Source organism: Corynebacterium glyciniphilum AJ 3170 (genome assembly GCF_007673095.1).
Taxonomy (GTDB): Bacteria; Actinomycetota; Actinomycetes; order Mycobacteriales; family Mycobacteriaceae; genus Corynebacterium.
In genome coordinates, this window is the sequence record NZ_VDYZ01000001.1 from 186,008 (window position 1) to 202,028 (window position 16,021).

General features: G+C 65.2%; 17 protein-coding genes. 16 read left to right on the forward strand and 1 reads right to left on the reverse strand.

All coding sequences use genetic code 11. From position 1 onward, the window contains the following. Window positions 1-57: 57 nt before the first annotated feature. From thrS to FS507_RS00950, 10 genes are all read left to right on the forward strand, one after another. On the forward strand, window positions 58-2,136 hold the full coding sequence (gene thrS, locus FS507_RS00905; RefSeq protein WP_260853081.1) for a threonine--tRNA ligase: 2,079 nt from the start codon (window positions 58-60) through the stop codon (window positions 2,134-2,136). Then, on the forward strand, window positions 2,096-2,668 hold the full coding sequence (locus FS507_RS00910) for an HIT family protein (protein ID WP_145940968.1): 573 nt from the start codon (window positions 2,096-2,098) through the stop codon (window positions 2,666-2,668). Before thrS ends, FS507_RS00910 begins: the two co-directional genes overlap by 41 nt. 62 nt (window positions 2,669-2,730) lie before the next feature. Continuing rightward, window positions 2,731-3,459: a phosphatidylinositol phosphate synthase gene (pgsA, locus tag FS507_RS00915; RefSeq protein ID WP_145940969.1), complete on the forward strand. Its 729-nt coding sequence runs from the start codon at window positions 2,731-2,733 to the stop codon at window positions 3,457-3,459. Next, complete coding sequence (locus tag FS507_RS00920; RefSeq protein ID WP_145940970.1) at window positions 3,452-4,408, forward strand: phosphatidylinositol mannoside acyltransferase; 957 nt, start codon at window positions 3,452-3,454, stop codon at window positions 4,406-4,408. The genes pgsA and FS507_RS00920 overlap by 8 nt, the downstream gene beginning before the upstream one ends. After that, window positions 4,408-5,562: a glycosyltransferase family 4 protein gene (locus tag FS507_RS00925; RefSeq protein ID WP_145940971.1), complete on the forward strand. Its 1,155-nt coding sequence runs from the start codon at window positions 4,408-4,410 to the stop codon at window positions 5,560-5,562. Before FS507_RS00920 ends, FS507_RS00925 begins: the two co-directional genes overlap by 1 nt. Beyond that, window positions 5,559-6,035 (forward strand): hypothetical protein, encoded by a 477-nt coding sequence (locus FS507_RS00930; RefSeq protein ID WP_145940972.1) that lies wholly within the window; start codon window positions 5,559-5,561, stop codon window positions 6,033-6,035. The genes FS507_RS00925 and FS507_RS00930 overlap by 4 nt, the downstream gene beginning before the upstream one ends. 102 nt (window positions 6,036-6,137) lie before the next feature. Beyond that, window positions 6,138-7,046, forward strand: coding sequence for a pyridoxal 5'-phosphate synthase lyase subunit PdxS (gene pdxS / locus FS507_RS00935; protein WP_145941142.1), 909 nt, complete (start codon window positions 6,138-6,140; stop codon window positions 7,044-7,046). Then, a complete protein-coding gene (locus FS507_RS00940) occupies window positions 7,047-7,949 on the forward strand; it encodes an acyl-CoA thioesterase (RefSeq protein WP_145940973.1) in 903 nt (300 codons plus the stop codon). Next, entirely contained in the window at window positions 7,950-8,606 is a 657-nt protein-coding gene (gene pdxT / locus FS507_RS00945) for a pyridoxal 5'-phosphate synthase glutaminase subunit PdxT (RefSeq protein WP_260853083.1), read from the forward strand. It begins immediately after the preceding gene. An 82-nt stretch (window positions 8,607-8,688) separates the two neighbouring features. Then, window positions 8,689-9,441 carry a YebC/PmpR family DNA-binding transcriptional regulator gene (locus FS507_RS00950; RefSeq protein WP_145940974.1) on the forward strand — a complete coding sequence of 251 codons (753 nt, stop codon included), beginning with the start codon at window positions 8,689-8,691 and terminating at the stop codon, window positions 9,439-9,441. A 21-nt stretch (window positions 9,442-9,462) separates the two neighbouring features. Here the strand turns inward: FS507_RS00950 and FS507_RS00955 are convergent, their stop codons facing one another. Beyond that, window positions 9,463-9,906: a DUF3817 domain-containing protein gene (locus FS507_RS00955; protein ID WP_145940975.1), complete on the reverse strand. Its 444-nt coding sequence runs from the start codon at window positions 9,904-9,906 to the stop codon at window positions 9,463-9,465. Between the two features lie 197 nt (window positions 9,907-10,103). On the opposite strand from FS507_RS00955, the gene ruvC reads away from it, so the two are divergent. The 6 genes from ruvC to secF all read left to right on the forward strand — a co-directional run bounded on the left by ruvC (window position 10,104) and on the right by secF (window position 16,013). Then, window positions 10,104-10,604 (forward strand): crossover junction endodeoxyribonuclease RuvC, encoded by a 501-nt coding sequence (ruvC, locus tag FS507_RS00960; protein WP_145941144.1) that lies wholly within the window; start codon window positions 10,104-10,106, stop codon window positions 10,602-10,604. After that, window positions 10,601-11,218, forward strand: coding sequence for a Holliday junction branch migration protein RuvA (ruvA, locus tag FS507_RS00965; protein WP_145940976.1), 618 nt, complete (start codon window positions 10,601-10,603; stop codon window positions 11,216-11,218). The genes ruvC and ruvA overlap by 4 nt, the downstream gene beginning before the upstream one ends. A gap of 21 nt (window positions 11,219-11,239) precedes the next feature. After that, window positions 11,240-12,307: a Holliday junction branch migration DNA helicase RuvB gene (gene ruvB / locus FS507_RS00970; protein WP_145940977.1), complete on the forward strand. Its 1,068-nt coding sequence runs from the start codon at window positions 11,240-11,242 to the stop codon at window positions 12,305-12,307. A 28-nt stretch (window positions 12,308-12,335) separates the two neighbouring features. Next, a complete protein-coding gene (gene yajC / locus FS507_RS00975; RefSeq protein ID WP_145940978.1) occupies window positions 12,336-12,812 on the forward strand; it encodes a preprotein translocase subunit YajC in 477 nt (158 codons plus the stop codon). A 157-nt stretch (window positions 12,813-12,969) separates the two neighbouring features. Further along, window positions 12,970-14,796, forward strand: a complete 1,827-nt coding sequence (gene secD, locus FS507_RS00980) for a protein translocase subunit SecD (protein WP_145940979.1) — start codon at window positions 12,970-12,972, stop codon at window positions 14,794-14,796. A 2-nt stretch (window positions 14,797-14,798) separates the two neighbouring features. Further along, the gene (gene secF / locus FS507_RS00985) at window positions 14,799-16,013 is read left to right on the forward strand and encodes a protein translocase subunit SecF (protein ID WP_145940980.1); all 1,215 of its coding nucleotides are present in this window, start codon (window positions 14,799-14,801) and stop codon (window positions 16,011-16,013) included. Window positions 16,014-16,021: the final 8 nt, after the last annotated feature.

Here is a 16,021-nt window from a genome sequence, read left to right on the forward strand (position 1 = left end):
CTGACTGTCACCAGGTATGTGACCGTCATCATCTGCCGTGTAAGGAGCACACCACCCGTGAGTGAATCAGCACTGGACGCCGCACAGGAACCCGCCGTGAAGGCGCCTGTGACGTTCACCGTTCCCGCCGGAGAGTCGGCGGGGGCCGCCATGCGTCCGTTGGAACTGCCGAACAAGGGGACCGACGCCATCGTCTGCGTCAAGGACACCGAAGGGGCCCTGCGGGACCTGGCTTTCGTTCCGGAGACCGATACCGAGGTCACTGCTGTCGCCGCAAACACCGCGGATGGTCGCGCCGTGATCCGGCACTCCTGTGCCCATGTCCTGGCACAGGCGGTCCAGAAGGAGTTCCCCGGGACGAAACTCGGCATCGGCCCCGCGATCGAGAACGGGTTCTACTACGACTTCCAGGTCGATGAGCCGTTCACCCCGGAGGACCTCAAGACGCTCGAGAAGCGTATGAAGAAGATCATCAAGTCAGGGCAGCGTTTCGAGCGCCGTGTATATGACTCGGCCGATGCCGCGGCTGAGGAGCTCGCCGCCGAGCCGTTCAAACTCGAGCTCATCCAGGACAAGGGCAACGTCGACCCGGATTCGGACGAGGCCACCGAAGTCGGGTCCGGTGAGCTCACCGCCTACGACAACGTCAACCCGCGCACCAGCGAGGTGGAGTGGTCTGACCTGTGCCGTGGCCCGCACATCCCGACGACGCGCTACATCCCGGCCTTCGCCCTCACCCGGTCGTCGGCGGCGTACTGGCGTGGCGACCAGTCCCGCGAAGACCTGCAGCGGATCTACGGGACGGCCTGGGAGTCCAGGGAGGCCCTCGAGGAGTACCAGCACATGCTGGCGGAGGCCGAGAAGCGCGACCACCGGCGTCTCGGCCAGGAGCTCGACCTTTTCAGTTTCCCGGACGACCTCGGTTCGGGCCTCCCCGTCTTCCACCCGGACGGAGGCATCGTCCGTCTGGAGATGGAGGAGCATTCGCGCCGCAGGCACATCGAGGCCGGGTACTCCTTCGTCAACACCCCGCACATCACCAAGGGTGACCTGTACGAGCGCTCGGGTCACCTGGGCTTCTACAAGGACGCGATGTTCCCGCCGATGCAGGCCGACGGCGAGTGGGACGAGGACGGCAACTGCACCAAGCAGCCGCAGGACTACTACCTCAAACCCATGAACTGCCCGATGCACAACCTGGTCTTCGACTCACGCGGCAGGTCCTACCGTGAGCTGCCGCTGCGGTTGTTCGAGTTCGGTACGGTGTACCGCTACGAGAAGTCCGGGGTGATCCAGGGGTTGACGCGGGCCCGCGGTTTCACGCAGGACGACGCGCACATCTACTGCACGGAGGACCAGCTCGAGGAGGAGCTGACCACCGTGCTCGAGTTCGTGATCTCCCTGCTGCGGGACTACGGCCTGGACGACTTCTACCTCGAACTCTCGACCCGGGACCCGAAGAAATCCGTGGGTTCGGACGAGATCTGGGAACGTTCCACCGAGACGCTGCGTCGGGTGGCCACCCAGTCCGGCCTCGAGCTGGTCCCGGACCCGGAAGGTGCCGCGTTCTACGGCCCGAAGATATCGGTGCAGGCGCGGGACGCCATTGGACGGACCTGGCAGATGTCCACCGTGCAGCTGGACTTCAACATGCCGGAACGGTTCAACCTCGAGTACACCGCCTCCGACGGGACCAAGAAGCAGCCGATCATGGTGCACCGTGCCCTCTTCGGCTCGATCGAGCGGTTCTTCGGTGTCTTGTTGGAGCACTACGCCGGTGCGTTCCCCGCCTGGCTGGCACCGCACCAGGTCACCGGTATCCCGGTGGCCGACGAATTCGTCGGCTACCTGGAGGACATAACGGCTGACCTGCGGAGCAAGGGTATTCGAGCTGCCGTGGACACCTCTGATGACCGCATGCAGAAGAAGATCCGTAACCACACCACCGGCAAGGTTCCCTTCATGCTCCTGGCCGGCGGACGTGATGTCGAGGCAGGCGCCGTCAGCTTCCGCTTCCTGGACGGTACCCAGGTCAACGGTGTGCCGCGTGCGGACGCGGTCCGTATCATCACCGACTGGGTCCGTGGCCGGCGCAATGAGCAGCCGAGTGGAGAGAACATTGGCGAGCTCAGCTGACGGCGCACCGGACGGCCTTGCCCGACTGTGGGCCCCGTACCGGTCCGCATATCTCGGGGAGCAGGGCAACGGCGGTGATGACGGGGACCGCGGGTCTGCGGACCCTGACGACCCGTTCTCCTCGCTGCCCGCGAAGTCGGACGAGGACGCCCTGATCGTCGCCCGCGGGGAGAAGGTGTTCTGCATACTGAACCTCTACCCGTACAACCCCGGGCACATGATGGTGCTGCCGTACCGCAAGGTGGCGTCGTACGAGGAGCTCACGGACACGGAGACCCGGGAACTGGCGGAGTTCACGAAGAAGGCCATCCGTGTCCTGCGTGCTGTCTCAGGGCCGGACGCCCTGAATGTCGGGATGAACCTCGGACGGGCGTCGGGTGGGTCGGTACCGGGCCACCTTCACCAGCACATCGTGCCCCGGTGGCAGGGTGACACCAGTTTCATGACGGTTCTGTCAGGCTCCAAGGTGCTCATTCAGCTCCTCGGGGAGACCCGCGAGCTCCTCGCAACGGCGTGGCAACAGCTCGACTGACACGGAACTGAGAGAATATCGGCGGAGATGAAGTCAGAAAGCACGGCAAGGAGACCTGAGACATGTTGAGCGTTCGTGGACGCCGGCCGGCGGCGGTCGTCATCGAGCCGATCGCCCGACGGTTGGTTAACTGGGGTGTCACCCCCAACGCTGTGACGGTCACCTCCACCGGGGTCGCTGTGGTCCTGGCCGTGACCCTGATCCCGACGGGCCATCATTTCCTCGCCGGAATCCTGTTGGGCATCACCGTGGCGACCGACATGATCGACGGCACGATGGCGCGGATGCTCGGTGGTGGCACGAGGTTCGGCGCCACCCTCGACGCCACCTGCGACCGGATCACCGACGGTGTACTTTTCGGGGCGATCGCCTGGTGGATGGCCTTCCAGCATGACCACGAGCCGTACAAGGGGCTTTTCGCCGCAGCGCTGGTGATCATGATCGCCAGCCAGGTGACCTCCTACGTCAAGGCGCGCGCCGAAGCGTCCCAGATCAAGGTCGACGGTGGACTGATCGAACGTCCCGAGAGACTGATCATCGGTCTGGTCTCCCTCGGACTGTCTGGACTCGGGGTGCCCTACATTCTGGGGGCCGGGCTCATCCTCCTCGCCGCCGGTTCGGTCTACACCGTGTTCGAACGTCTCGTGATCGTCTCCCGCTCGGATGCCGCGTCAGAACGCATTGCTCCGCCCACGGGGGCCAAGAGCTTCGGTGACAATGGCGATGATGGCGATGATGGCGACGACAGCACCGCTGACACCGACAGTGAGGGAAGCAGGACCCATGAATGATTCGAGCACTCTTGCCGAACGACTGAGTTCCTTCGGTTACCAGGCGGGGTGGGCGCTGACGCGCCGCCTTCCGACACCGGTCGCGGACCGGCTGTTCACCTGGGTGGCGGACAAGGTCTCGGACGGTGGCCGCGGTCCGGAGCAGTTGCGTGCGAACCTCGGTCGCGTGGTCGGTGACGCCAACGTCACCCGCGAGCTTGTCCGTGATTCGATGCGTTCCTACATGCGGTACTGGCGGGAAGCCTTCCAGTTGCCGAGTATCGCAGGACCGGAGTTGGCGGCACAGGTCCACTCCGGTTTCGGGGCTGCCGATGTCCGGCGCCTCGATGACGCCATCGGCCGCGGCAGGGGAGTCGTCCTGAGCCTGCCGCATTCGGGCAACTGGGACATGGCGGGTGTGTGGCTGGTCGACCATTTCGGTCAGTTCGCCACGGTCGCCGAACGGCTCAAACCAGAGAGCCTGTTCGAGGCGTTCGTGGAGTACCGTGAATCGCTCGGATTCGAGGTACTGGCGCTCTCCGGCGGTGAGGCACCTCCCTTCGCACGTCTCCGGGAGGTACTCGACGAAGGCGGGATCGTCTGTCTGCTCGGTGAGCGGGACCTGTCTGGTCGGGGAGTCGAGGTGTCGTTCTTCGGGGAACGCACCTCGATGCCCGCCGGGGCGGCACGCCTGGCACAGGAGACCGGGGCGGCCCTGATGGTCTACCATTCGTCGTACGTGGCCGGCGGGTGGGCATCGAGTATCAGCGAGGAGCTCGACACCAGCGTGCCGTTGGCGGACATCGTCCAACAGCAGGCTGATATCTTCGCACGCAACATCGCCGCTGCACCTGCCGACTGGCACATGCTCCAGCCCCTGTGGTTCTCTGACCTGTCGACGTCACGGCGTCAACGCCTGGGGCTGGAGTCTCCGGGCGCTGGCGATGCCCGGCACGAGGCGGAGGCCTGATGAAGATCGGTATGGTCTGTCCGTACTCCTTCGATGAACCCGGTGGCGTGCAGATCCACGCGCTCGACCTGTGCACGGAACTGATCCGTCGGGGACACGAGGTGAGCCTGATCGGACCCGGGGGTGGGGATGCCGACGTCCCGGATTTCGTGGAACTGGGCGGTGGCGCGATTCCGATCCCCTACAACGGGTCTGTCGCGCGGCTCGCCTTCGGCCCCTCGACATGGCGTCATCTCGGCGACTGGATCGACCGCCATGATTTTGACGTGGTCCACATCCACGAACCGAATTCCCCGAGTTACTCGATGATCACCCTGGCCAAGGCTGACGGGCCCATCGTGGCGACCTACCACGCGTCAGCGAGTGAGTCGCTGATCCTGCGGATCTTCCTCCCGGTGCTCCGACCGTTCCTGGAACGTATCCAGGGAGGGATCGCGGTGTCGGAGGAGGCGCGGCGGTGGCAGGTCGAGATGCTGTCGGGGGACCCGGTGCTGATTCCCAACGGTGTCGACACGGTGACCTACCGTGAGGCGGACCCTATGCCGGCGCTCGACCCCACCCGGCCACGGATAATGTTCCTCGGCAGATTCACGGAGTCGCGGAAGGGGTTCCCGCTGCTCATGCGGGCGCTGCCCGCGATTGTCCGGGACATCCCGGCGGTCGAGGTGGTCGTCGTCGGTGGTGGGGACACTGGGGAACTCATCCAGTCTCTGCGGAAAGCCGGAGTGAGCTACGTGGAGGGCGTCGGGGAGTCGGACGCCACCGTCCGACTCCTGGGACGGCTCAGTGAGGCCGACAAGGCTGCGGCCCTGGCCGCGTCGGACGTCTACGTCGCACCGAACACCGGCGGCGAGAGCTTCGGGATCGTGCTGGTGGAGGCAATGGCTGCGGGGGCGGCCGTCGTCGCAAGCGACATCCCCGCATTCGCGGCGGTGACCGATCACGGCTACGCGGGCCGGTTGTTCTCCAACGGCTCCCGGAGGGAGCTGGCACGCGCGGTGACCGCCGTGCTCAAGGACAGCGATACCCGTGAACTGCTCGTGAAGCGGGGCTATGAGCGCAGCCGCGACTTCGACTGGGACCGCGTGACCACTCAGGTGGAACGTGTCTACGAGGCCGTGGCCACCGACGGACGAAAGGTACGGCGATCATGATTCCCCTGTGGGCGCTGGTTCTGGTCATCGTCGTGGCGGTCGCCGCGCTGCTGGGACTGTGGCTGTCGTTGACGGCGTCGCGCCTCAACAGGCTGCACATCCGCACCGATGCTGCCCGGCTCAGTCTTGAGGGGGCACTCCAGGCACGTTCTGCGGTGGTGTCCGCGATCCACCCGGACCTCGTCCGTGCGGCGGGACGTACCACCGCCGTCGCCCTGAAGGCGTCGGACATGGACGCCCGCTCCGACGCCGAGAACATCCTCCTGCGTCAGCTGCGCGACGAGGATGTGACCAATCCGGCGTTCGTCGAGGCGTCGGTGAAGGTGGACATCGCGGCACGTTTCTACAACGATGCCGTGGGAGACACGCGCGACCTGCGGAAACGTCCGGTGGTCCGCGCGTTCCGCCTGGCCGGGTCCGCCCCGCTGCCGGCCTTCTACGAGGCGATGTCGGTGGGCGACGGCACGGTCTGAATGGCATCACCGACCCTGTGGACCGCATGGTCTGTCGTCAGCGGTAGAATGCGCGTTGATCACCGTTAGGCTACCGAGGTCACTCGAGAATCAGAGGTCATGATGACGCAGAACAGTACCGACGCCGTCGGCGCCAGGGGAACCGGTCGCGTGAAGCGCGGACTCGCCGACATGCTCAAGGGGGGAGTGATCATGGACGTGGTCACTCCTGAGCAGGCGAAGATCGCCGAGGACGCCGGCGCGACCGCCGTGATGGCTCTGGAACGAGTGCCTGCCGACATCCGTGCCGAAGGCGGTGTCTCGCGGATGTCAGACCCCGACATGATCGAGGGCATCATCGAGGCCGTAACCATCCCGGTCATGGCGAAGGCCCGCATCGGCCACTTCGTCGAGGCGCAGGTGCTGCAGAGCCTCGGCGTCGACTTCATCGACGAGTCCGAGGTCCTCACCCCCGCCGACTACTCGAACCACATCGACAAGTTCGACTTCACCGTGCCTTTCGTCTGCGGCGCGACGAACCTGGGCGAGGCGCTCCGGCGTATCAACGAGGGTGCGGCGATGATCAGGTCCAAGGGCGAGGCCGGCACCGGTGACGTCTCCAATGCGGTGACCCACATGCGCACGATCCGTGCCGAGATCAACCGGCTGACCTCCATGGCACCCGACGAGCTCTACGTCGCGGCCAAGGAGCTCCAGGCCCCCTACGAACTGGTCCGTGAGGTTGCCGAGAACGGCAAGCTCCCGGTGGTTCTGTTCACCGCAGGCGGCATCGCCACCCCGGCTGACGCCGCGATGATGATGCAGCTGGGCGCGGAGGGTGTCTTCGTGGGCTCGGGGATCTTCAAGTCCGGCGACCCGGAGAAGCGTGCGCGCGCCATCGTCCAGGCGACACTGAACTACGAGGACGCCGCCACGGTCGCTTCGGTCTCCCGGGGGCTCGGCGAGGCCATGGTGGGGCTCAACGTCGACGAGATCCCCGAGCCGCACCGTCTGGCAGAGCGGGGCTGGTAGATGTCCTCCGGTCTCGAGGGGCAGGCGGCCCACGGTCGTCGACCCCGTATCACCGACGTTCTCGACCTGGAACAGATCGAGCCGGGGATCTTCCGTGGTCAGGTGATTCCGTCGGCGCTGTCCCGGACATTCGGCGGACAGGTCGCGGCCCAGTCCCTGGTCGCGGCGACCAGGACCGTGGGGTCGGAGTACCGGGTCCATTCGCTGCACGGTTACTTCGTCGGCCCTGGGAACTCGGACCGTCCGACGGTGTACCTCGTTGACGAGGTGCGCAACGGGCGCTCGTTCCGCGTGCGGTCGGTGCGGGCCGTGCAGGACGGTCGGACGCTGTTCATCATGCAGGCGAGTTTCCACATCCGGGACGACGAAGGTCCGGAGCACTCCGACATGGTCCGGCGTGTCCCGGGGCCCGACGAGATCGATCCGGAAGGTGGCCGGGGCCGTCCGCTCGGGCGCGCCTTCGCCAAGGACTGGGAGGACTGGGACATCCGGATCGTCCCGCAGGACATGTGGGAGCAGAGCCCCGGAGCGGCGTCACAGCAGGTGGTGTGGTTCAAGTCCAAGGTCCCGTTGCCTGATGACGAGAAGTTCCATATCTGCACGTTGGCCTACATGTCGGACATGACGCTCCTGGGTTCGGCGCTGGTCCCGCACAAGGACGAGCCGGTGCAGGAGGCGTCGCTCGACCACGCCATGTGGTTCATGCGTCCGTTCCGGGCGGATGAATGGCTGCTCTACGACCAGTCGTCACCGTCCGCTCACGGCGGCCGTGCGTTGACGACGGGCAGGATCTTCAACCAGAGTGGAGACCTGGTCGCATCGGTCACCCAGGAGGGGCTGACCAGGACACTGGCGGAGGGGAAGCAGTCGGTCCCCATCAAGACGGATCTGCAGGGGCAGTAGGTGGACGCTAGCCCCTTGATCGGAGTCCTCGCCCTGCAGGGAGGCGTCGTCGAACACGTCAGGATGCTGGAGCGGTGTGGTGCGCAGACACGGCTGGTGCGCCGACCGGAGCATCTGGAGGGACTGGACGGTCTCGTCTTCCCCGGCGGTGAGTCCACCACCATGTCCAAGCTCCTCGAACTCGGGGGAATGCTGGAGCCGCTCCGCACCCTCATCGACGCCGGCCTGCCGTGCTACGGCACCTGTGCCGGGCTGATTCTGCTGGCCACCGAGGTCCTCGACACCAGGTCGGACGCACATAGTCTGGGAGCGCTCGACGTCACCGTGCGACGCAATGCTTTCGGACGCCAGGTCGACTCCTTCGAGACCGACCTCAGTGTCGACGGTGTCACCGGCTCCCCGGACGAGCGGACACGGGCTGCAGAGGATGTTCCCGTCCATGCGGTCTTCATCCGTGCCCCCTGGGTCGAAGAGGTCGGTCCGGGGGTTCAGGTCCTGTCACGTGTCAGCGACGGTGGTCCGGCACACGGCGCGGTGGTGGCCGTGAGGCAGGGCGCGGTGCTCGGCCTGTCCTTCCACCCGGAGCTCACCGGCGATGACCGTCTGCACCGTTGCTTCCTCCGCATGGTCGCGGAACAGCGGGTAAAACCGGGCTGATGCGGTGCGGTGGCCCGGCACAGCGTCCTGGTGCACTATCATGGGTTCGTCAAGCACCCGACCAAGGGAGATCAGGTAGACGATGAGCGGCCACTCGAAATGGGCGACAACCAAGCACAAGAAAGCTGCGAATGACGCCAAGCGAGGCAAGGAGTTCGCCAAGCTGATCAAGTACATTGAGGTGGCGGCCCGGACCGGTGGCGGAGATCCCTCCGCCAACCCGACCCTCGATGACATGATCAAGAAGGCCAAGAAGGCCTCGGTGCCCAACGACAACATCGAACGCGCCCGTAAGCGCGGTTCCGGTGAAGAGGCCGGCGGAGCGGACTGGGAAACCATCGTCTACGAGGGCTACGGGCCCAACGGCGTCGCGGTCCTCATCGAATGTCTCACCGACAACCGTAACCGGGCGACGACGGATGTCCGCACCGCGATGAACAAGAACGGCGGCAACATGGCGGATGCCGGTTCGGTGTCCTACCTGTTCAACCGTAAGGGTGTCGTTATCCTCGACAAGGGGGACAACACCGAGGATGACCTTCTCATGGCGGTATTGGACGCCGGAGCCGAGGAAGTCAACGACCTCGGGGAGAAGTTCGAGGTTGTCTGCGAGCTCTCGGACCTGACCAAGGTACGTGAGGCGTTGGACGAGAACGGTATCGAGTACGACTCCGCCGACCCCGACTACCGTGCCGACGTCGAAGTACCCCTGGACGCGGACGGTGCGAAGAAGATCTTCCGTCTCATCGACGCCCTCGAGGAGTCGGACGATGTCCAGGACGTCTTCACCAACATGGATGTGTCAGACGAGGTGTTGGCGGAGCTCGACTCCTGACCGGATGCCCCTGGTGAAGGCTCAGCCGAACGGCGGGCCGACGATCAGGAGCGCACCGAAGACAACGAGGACCACAACGGCGAGTGCGGCGGCTGACGCATACGGACGACCGACGAGTACCGCGAGGACCCGGTCACGCATCGGCGCGCCGGCACCGGCATCGGTTCGCCAGGTACCGTCCAGGCCACCGCGCCGTGCGACGGCCTGCTCGAAGGGGACGGTGGCGAAGGGGATCACTGCGGAGAACAGTCCGAGCAGTCCCTGTCCCACACTCCACCTGTTGTTCATCCACACCAGGATGGTCACGACGACGAAGGCCAGGAATGCGAGACCGTGGACGGGGCCGGCTGCGGAGACACCGGCCTCGGTGACGCCGGTGTACTTGAGAACCATTCCGAGGATGAGGAGTCCCCAGGTCACGGCTTCGATGATTGCGGTGGTCCGGTATATTTTCAGAGGTGTCATCGAGAGATGACGATACCCGAACCGGATACATAAGTACTAAGTCCCGGAGGCTCACCACGGGTGGGGCACGCCTCATCTTTCGCACATGTGTGCTATGTTCATGCTCTGCGGACATGCGTGCGACATACGCCGGGGACGACAGTGCGAGGAGGCACCGGAGAGTGGCAGGACAACTACAGGCCGACAACTCCCTGGTGATGGGCATCGATCCGGGCCTCACCCGGTGTGGCCTGTCGGTGGTGCGGTCCGGGCAGGGGCGTTCCGTCGTTCCTGTGGCGGTCGGGGTCGTGCGGACACCGGCCGATGAGACCCTGCCGTTACGCCTGCGGCGCCTGTCGGAGGCCGTGGAGAGCTGGATGGACGACTACCGCCCGGATGTCGTCGCCATTGAACGGGTCTTCGAACGTGGCAATGTGTCCACCGTGATGAACACCGCTCATGCGGTCGGGGTGCTGATGCTCAGTGCGGCGCGTCGAGACCTTCCCGTGCACCAGTACACCCCCAGTGAAGTGAAGAAGGCCGTCTCCGGGAACGGTCGGGCCGACAAGCGCCAGATGACCAACATGATCACCCGTATCCTCGGGTTGTCGGAACCGCCGAAACCGGCGGATGCGGCGGACGCGTTGGCCCTGGCGGTGTGCCACTGCTGGCGCTCCCCGTTTTCTACGCTGGTCTCAGAGAGGAAAGGTTCACTGTGATTGCTTCGTTGAGAGGCACCGTCATCGACAAGGGACTGGATTCCGTCGTGATCGAGTGCGCCGGTGTCGGGTACCTGTGTCAGGCCACCGCTCCGACCTTGGCCACGCTCCCGCGTGGCGAGGAGGTGTTCGTGCTCACCACGATGGTCGTGCGTGAGGATTCCCAGACACTGTTCGCTTTCCCGGACGCCGCCTCGCGCGAGGTGTTCGGACTGCTCCAGTCGGTGTCCGGCGTCGGTGCCCGGCTGGCGATGGGGGTGATGTCCGTGCTGAGTCCCGGGGAGCTGTCCCACGCCGTGGCGGACGGGGACGTCAAGGCCCTTCAGCGTGCGCCCGGCGTCGGTAAGAGGCTCGCCGAGAGAATGGCTGTCGACCTCAAGGGCAAGCTCGACGGGTTCGCTGATGCGCTGGTGGGTGGGGTTGCCGCGCAGGAGGACGGACAGGCGACGCCTGTCCACAGTGAATCTACCCGGCAGGTCGTCGAAGCTCTGACGGGGCTCGGTTTTCCTGAGCGTGACGCGGAGAAGGTCCTGTTTGAGCTGGGGGATACCGACGGTCTCGACACGGCTTCGGTACTGCGCCAGGCGCTGGCGCGCCTCGGTGGACGACGGTAGTGGCGGGAAAGGCACGACACCATGAGTGATATCGAGCGCACTGAATTCGATACCGGCCCCGCGCCGTCAGAACCGCCACAGGGGCTCCCTGGAGGTGACCTCTCGCCGGTCCCGCAGCCGGGGGAGGGTGACGCAGAGCTGTCACTCCGGCCCCGGTCGCTCCGCGAGTTCATCGGGCAACCCAAGGTGCGCAGTCAGCTTGACCTGGTTCTCGGAGGCGCCAAGGCACGCGGTGTCTCGCCGGACCACGTCCTGCTGGCAGGCCCTCCGGGACTCGGCAAGACGACCATGGCCATGATCATCGCGCAGGAGCTCGGTTCATCGGTCAGGATGACCTCGGGGCCTGCCCTGGAACGTGCTGGCGACCTGGCGGCGATGCTGTCCAACCTCATCGAGGGTGACGTCCTGTTCATCGATGAGATCCACCGGATGGCACGGCCCGCCGAGGAGATGCTCTACATGGCGATGGAGGACTTCCGTATCGACGTCATCGTCGGCAAGGGCCCCGGAGCCACATCGATCCCCATCGAGCTGCCGCAGTTCACCCTTGTCGGTGCGACCACGAGGGCAGGGATGCTCACGGGGCCGCTGCGGGACCGGTTCGGGTTCACCGCGCAGATGGAGTTCTACGACACCCCTGACCTCACCCGGGTTGTCACGCGAGCTGCCGGGATCCTCGGCGTGACCGTCACCGACGATGCGGCGGTCGAGATCGCGTCCCGTTCCCGGGGGACACCGCGTATCGCCAACCGGCTGCTGAGGCGTGTGCGTGACTACGCGGAGGTCGAGGGCGACGGCATCATCACGGTGGAGGTCGCGCGGTCGGCGCTGGAGATCTTCGACGTGGACGAACTCGGTCTTGACCGCCTCGACCGTGCCGTCCTCGATGCCCTGGTGCGGGGCCACAACGGAGGTCCGGTGGGCGTCAACACGCTGGCGGTCGCGGTAGGGGAGGAATCTTCCACCGTCGAGGAGGTGTGCGAACCGTACCTCGTGAGGGCGGGGATGGTCTCCCGGACGCCACGTGGACGGACCGCGACACCCGCAGCCTGGCGGCATCTCGGCCTCGAGCAACCGGCTGATAGGTGACAAAACCCCAGTATGGCAGACTGGCGACATGGAAATTTTCCTTCTCATTCTCATCGTCGTGGTCTTCCTGGGTCTGCCGGTCATGTCGATGCGCAAGCAGTCCAAGCAGATCAACGAGATCAAGTCGTTCCAGTCGCAACTTGAACCGGGGATGATCGTCCAGATGACCTCCGGCATCCACGCACGTATCGCCGAGGTGGGTACCACCACGGTCGACGTGGAGCTGGCACCCGGTGTCACGACGACCTGGGACCGCAGCGCCGTCATGAAGCTCGTGGACACCCCGGACTCGCCCGAGGACGACGTCCAGGAGGTTGGTGACGCCGCAGAACAGGTCGACAGCTCCACCTTCGAGGACTTCGACACGGTCGCGCCGTTCGAGGACAAGACAGACAAGGCCGACAACGCCACCGACGACACCGACGACACCGCGGAGAATCCGTTCGCCGGACGTGACGGCGACGAGGCTGACCGCCCGGACTCCGGGGACACGCCGAAGTCCTGACGCCGCGGCGTCCGCGTCCCCAGCATTTTCATCCCCTCAGGGCACCGCCGGGACCCTCGTTGCCAGACAGAGGGTCTAGACTCATTCGTCGACACGGCGGTGGTTCTTTTCTCATGCCTACATCGCCGATATCCCCGAGACTTCAGGAGTAACTCGAGTGAGTTCACAGGGCTCAACGGCCGCGCGGGCCAGAACGTGGCCGAAGAAGGCGCTTCTGCTCTTCATCGCCGTCGTGGTCATCATCTACGGCCTCGTTTTCCTCACCGGAGACAAGAGTCCCACGCCGAAGCTGGGCATCGATCTCCAGGGAGGCACCCGCGTCACGCTGGTTCCCCAGGGTGAGCAGCCCACCGGTGACCAGCTCGACCAGGCCCGCCGGATTCTGGAGAACCGCGTCAACGGTATGGGTGTCAGCGGTGCACAGGTCGTCTCCGACGGAGACACGCTTGTCATCAGCGTCCCCGGCGAGGATTCCTCTGAGGCCCGTACACTGGGCCAGACCTCGCAGCTGCTGTTCCGCCCGGTGATGGAGGGCGGGATGCCGGAGGACGGTCTTGAGGACGTCCTGACGGAGATGGCCGACCGGTGGGTGAGCACAGGCATCCTCACCGCCGACGAGGCCGACGGCAAGTTGGAGGACGCCGCCGCCACGCTGGAACAGATGGGGATGGAGACCGCCGGCGACCTCAGTGTCAACGCGGAGGAACCTGCGGAGCCTGCCAACTCGATCGAGGAGGCCGACCGTCGCCAGGAGACCACGGATGTTCTCCGCGACGACCGGCAGTCCGAGGACACCAACGCCCAGATCGCGGCATCATTCCTGATGACCTGTTCCGACGGCGTCGACCCGCTCGCGGGTGCCGATGATCCGGCCCGCCCACTGGTCAGTTGCAGCGAAGGGCAGCCGATCCTGCTGGAACCGGCTCCGTTGCTGAACGGTCAGGAGGACGAGGCGAACGGTACGCGCCTGACCGGCGACATGATCGACACCGACTCCCAGATCTTCGGCGGCCTGGATTCGGAGTCCGGTCAGATCAAGATCACCTTCCGCTTCAAGACGGGGGAGGCGACCCCCGGTGGCGAGACCTGGCAGCGCATCGGCCAGGAGTACGCACAGAAGCAGGTCGCAATCACCCTGGACAGCCAGGTGCTCTCTGCACCGGTGATGCAGTCGCCGACGCCCCCCGGGCGCGACTCCGAGATCACCGGTGACTTCACCGAGAGCGAAGCCTCCGATCTCGCCAACAACCTGCGCTACGGTGCCCTGCCGTTGAGCTTCACCGGTGAAAACGGTGAACAGGGCGGTACAGCCGAGACCATTTCGCCGACGATGGGCAGTGCCTCACTCCAGGCCGGTCTGATCGCCGGTCTCGTCGGTCTGATTCTCGTGGCGATCTGGTCGCTGATCTACTACCGGGGCTTCGGTGTGGTCGCGGTGTTCTCACTGGTGGCTTCAGGGCTGCTGATCTACGGGGCGTTGATCCTGCTGGGTCGGTGGATCGACTACAGCCTGGATCTGGCCGGTATCGCCGGTCTGATCATCGGTATCGGTACCACCGCGGACTCGTTCGTCGTCTACTTCGAACGAATAAAGGACGTCATCCAGCAGGGCCACAGTTTCCGGTCCGCTGTCCCACGCGCATGGAAGCGGGCCCGTACGACGATCATCACCGGTAACGTCGTGTCGATCGCGGCCTCGCTGGTGCTGTACTTCGTGGCGGTGGGCGACGTCAAGGGCTTCGCCTTCACACTGGGGCTGTCGACCGTCTTCGACGTGGTCATCGCCTTCCTGGTCACGGCACCACTGGTGATCCTGATGTCCCGTTCGGAGAAGTTCGCGTCCCCCAGGCTCAACGGCCTGCGCTCGGCCTTCCGCTCCGCGGAGCGTCGTCGTGCCGACGAACATGCGACGGCAGGTTCTTTGCCGGAGAGCGAACCCCAGGGCGGCATCTCGTCCACCACTGACACCGGAAAGGACCAGTGAGCATGAACGCGACGACCGAATCCAAGCCCGCCGGCTTCTTCGAGAAGATGTACAACGGCGAAAGCAACTTCGCCTTCGTGGCCAAACGCCGCCGTTGGTACTGGATCTACGCACTGTTGACCCTGTTGTGTTTCCTGGTCATCGCACTGAAGGGATTCACCCTGGGGATCGACCTCGAGGGTGGCACAAAACTGACGATGCCGCCGGCGGACGGGGCGACCGAGACCTCGGTCACCCAGGTGATCGAGGACGCCACGGGGGTCACCCCGCAGTCGGTGCAGACGGTGGGGACAGGCAACAGCCAGAACATCGAGGTCGCCTCGGAGCGGTTGTCGGACGACCAGATCCGCGAAGCCCGTGTCGCCCTCTACGACGAGTTCCAGCCGGCCGATCAGACGGGGAATCCCAGCCCCGACGCCATCAGTGACTCGACCGTCTCGGAGTCCTGGGGCCAGTCCGTCACCCAACGCATGGTGATCGGCATGGTGGTGTTCCTGGCGGTCGTGTTCGTGTACATCACGATCCGTATGGAGCGGGACATGGCGATCTCCGCGATCGTCACCCTGCTGTTGGACGGCATCTTCGTCGCCGGAATCTACTCACTGATCGGTTTCGAGGTGTCGCCGGCGACGATCATCGGTCTGTTGACGATCCTGGCGTACTCCCTGTACGACACGGTGATCGTGTTCGACAAGGTCCATGAGAACACCCAGGACGTGTTGAGTTCGACACGGTCGACCTACGGTGAACAGGTCAATCTCGCGGTCAACCAGACCGTGATGAGATCCCTGAACACGTCGCTGTTCTCGGTGGTCCCCATCGCGTCGTTGCTCGTCGTGGCAGTCTGGCTGATGGGTGTCGGCACCCTCAAGGACCTGGCACTGGTGCAGTTCGTCGGCGTGATCGCCGGAACGTTCAGTTCGATCTACTTCTCCGCGCCGCTGCTCGTCACCCTGAAGAGCCGGCAGAAGAAGATGGTCGAGCACGACCGGAAGGTCGCCCGTGCCCGCGAGCTCGCCACCGACAGGGGGAACGTGCCGGCGGCTGCCGGGGAGAGTCAAGCCCCGATGGAGGACGGTACGGCAGAGTCCGGGAATGACACCGACGCTGCTCAGCGACGGACCGTGACGCTGCCTCCGCGCACCCGCGGTTCCGACAGCGAGAACAGCGGCGTAAACGGCGAGGACAGGGGCCGCACCTGGCGGCCCGGCATGTAGAGGAAGTC

Coding starts and splice junctions, on each gene's coding strand:
- FS507_RS00910 (WP_145940968.1), top strand. CDS start 2,096: ATGAGCAGCCGAGTGGAGAGAACATTGGCGAGCTCAGCTGACGGCGCA.
- pgsA (WP_145940969.1), top strand. CDS start 2,731: ATGTTGAGCGTTCGTGGACGCCGGCCGGCGGCGGTCGTCATCGAGCCG.
- FS507_RS00920 (WP_145940970.1), top strand. CDS start 3,452: ATGAATGATTCGAGCACTCTTGCCGAACGACTGAGTTCCTTCGGTTAC.
- FS507_RS00925 (WP_145940971.1), top strand. CDS start 4,408: ATGAAGATCGGTATGGTCTGTCCGTACTCCTTCGATGAACCCGGTGGC.
- FS507_RS00930 (WP_145940972.1), top strand. CDS start 5,559: ATGATTCCCCTGTGGGCGCTGGTTCTGGTCATCGTCGTGGCGGTCGCC.
- pdxS (WP_145941142.1), top strand. CDS start 6,138: ATGACGCAGAACAGTACCGACGCCGTCGGCGCCAGGGGAACCGGTCGC.
- FS507_RS00940 (WP_145940973.1), top strand. CDS start 7,047: ATGTCCTCCGGTCTCGAGGGGCAGGCGGCCCACGGTCGTCGACCCCGT.
- FS507_RS00950 (WP_145940974.1), top strand. CDS start 8,689: ATGAGCGGCCACTCGAAATGGGCGACAACCAAGCACAAGAAAGCTGCG.
- FS507_RS00955 (WP_145940975.1), bottom strand. CDS start 9,906: ATGACACCTCTGAAAATATACCGGACCACCGCAATCATCGAAGCCGTG.
- ruvC (WP_145941144.1), top strand. CDS start 10,104: ATGGGCATCGATCCGGGCCTCACCCGGTGTGGCCTGTCGGTGGTGCGG.
- ruvB (WP_145940977.1), top strand. CDS start 11,240: ATGAGTGATATCGAGCGCACTGAATTCGATACCGGCCCCGCGCCGTCA.
- yajC (WP_145940978.1), top strand. CDS start 12,336: ATGGAAATTTTCCTTCTCATTCTCATCGTCGTGGTCTTCCTGGGTCTG.
- secF (WP_145940980.1), top strand. CDS start 14,799: ATGAACGCGACGACCGAATCCAAGCCCGCCGGCTTCTTCGAGAAGATG.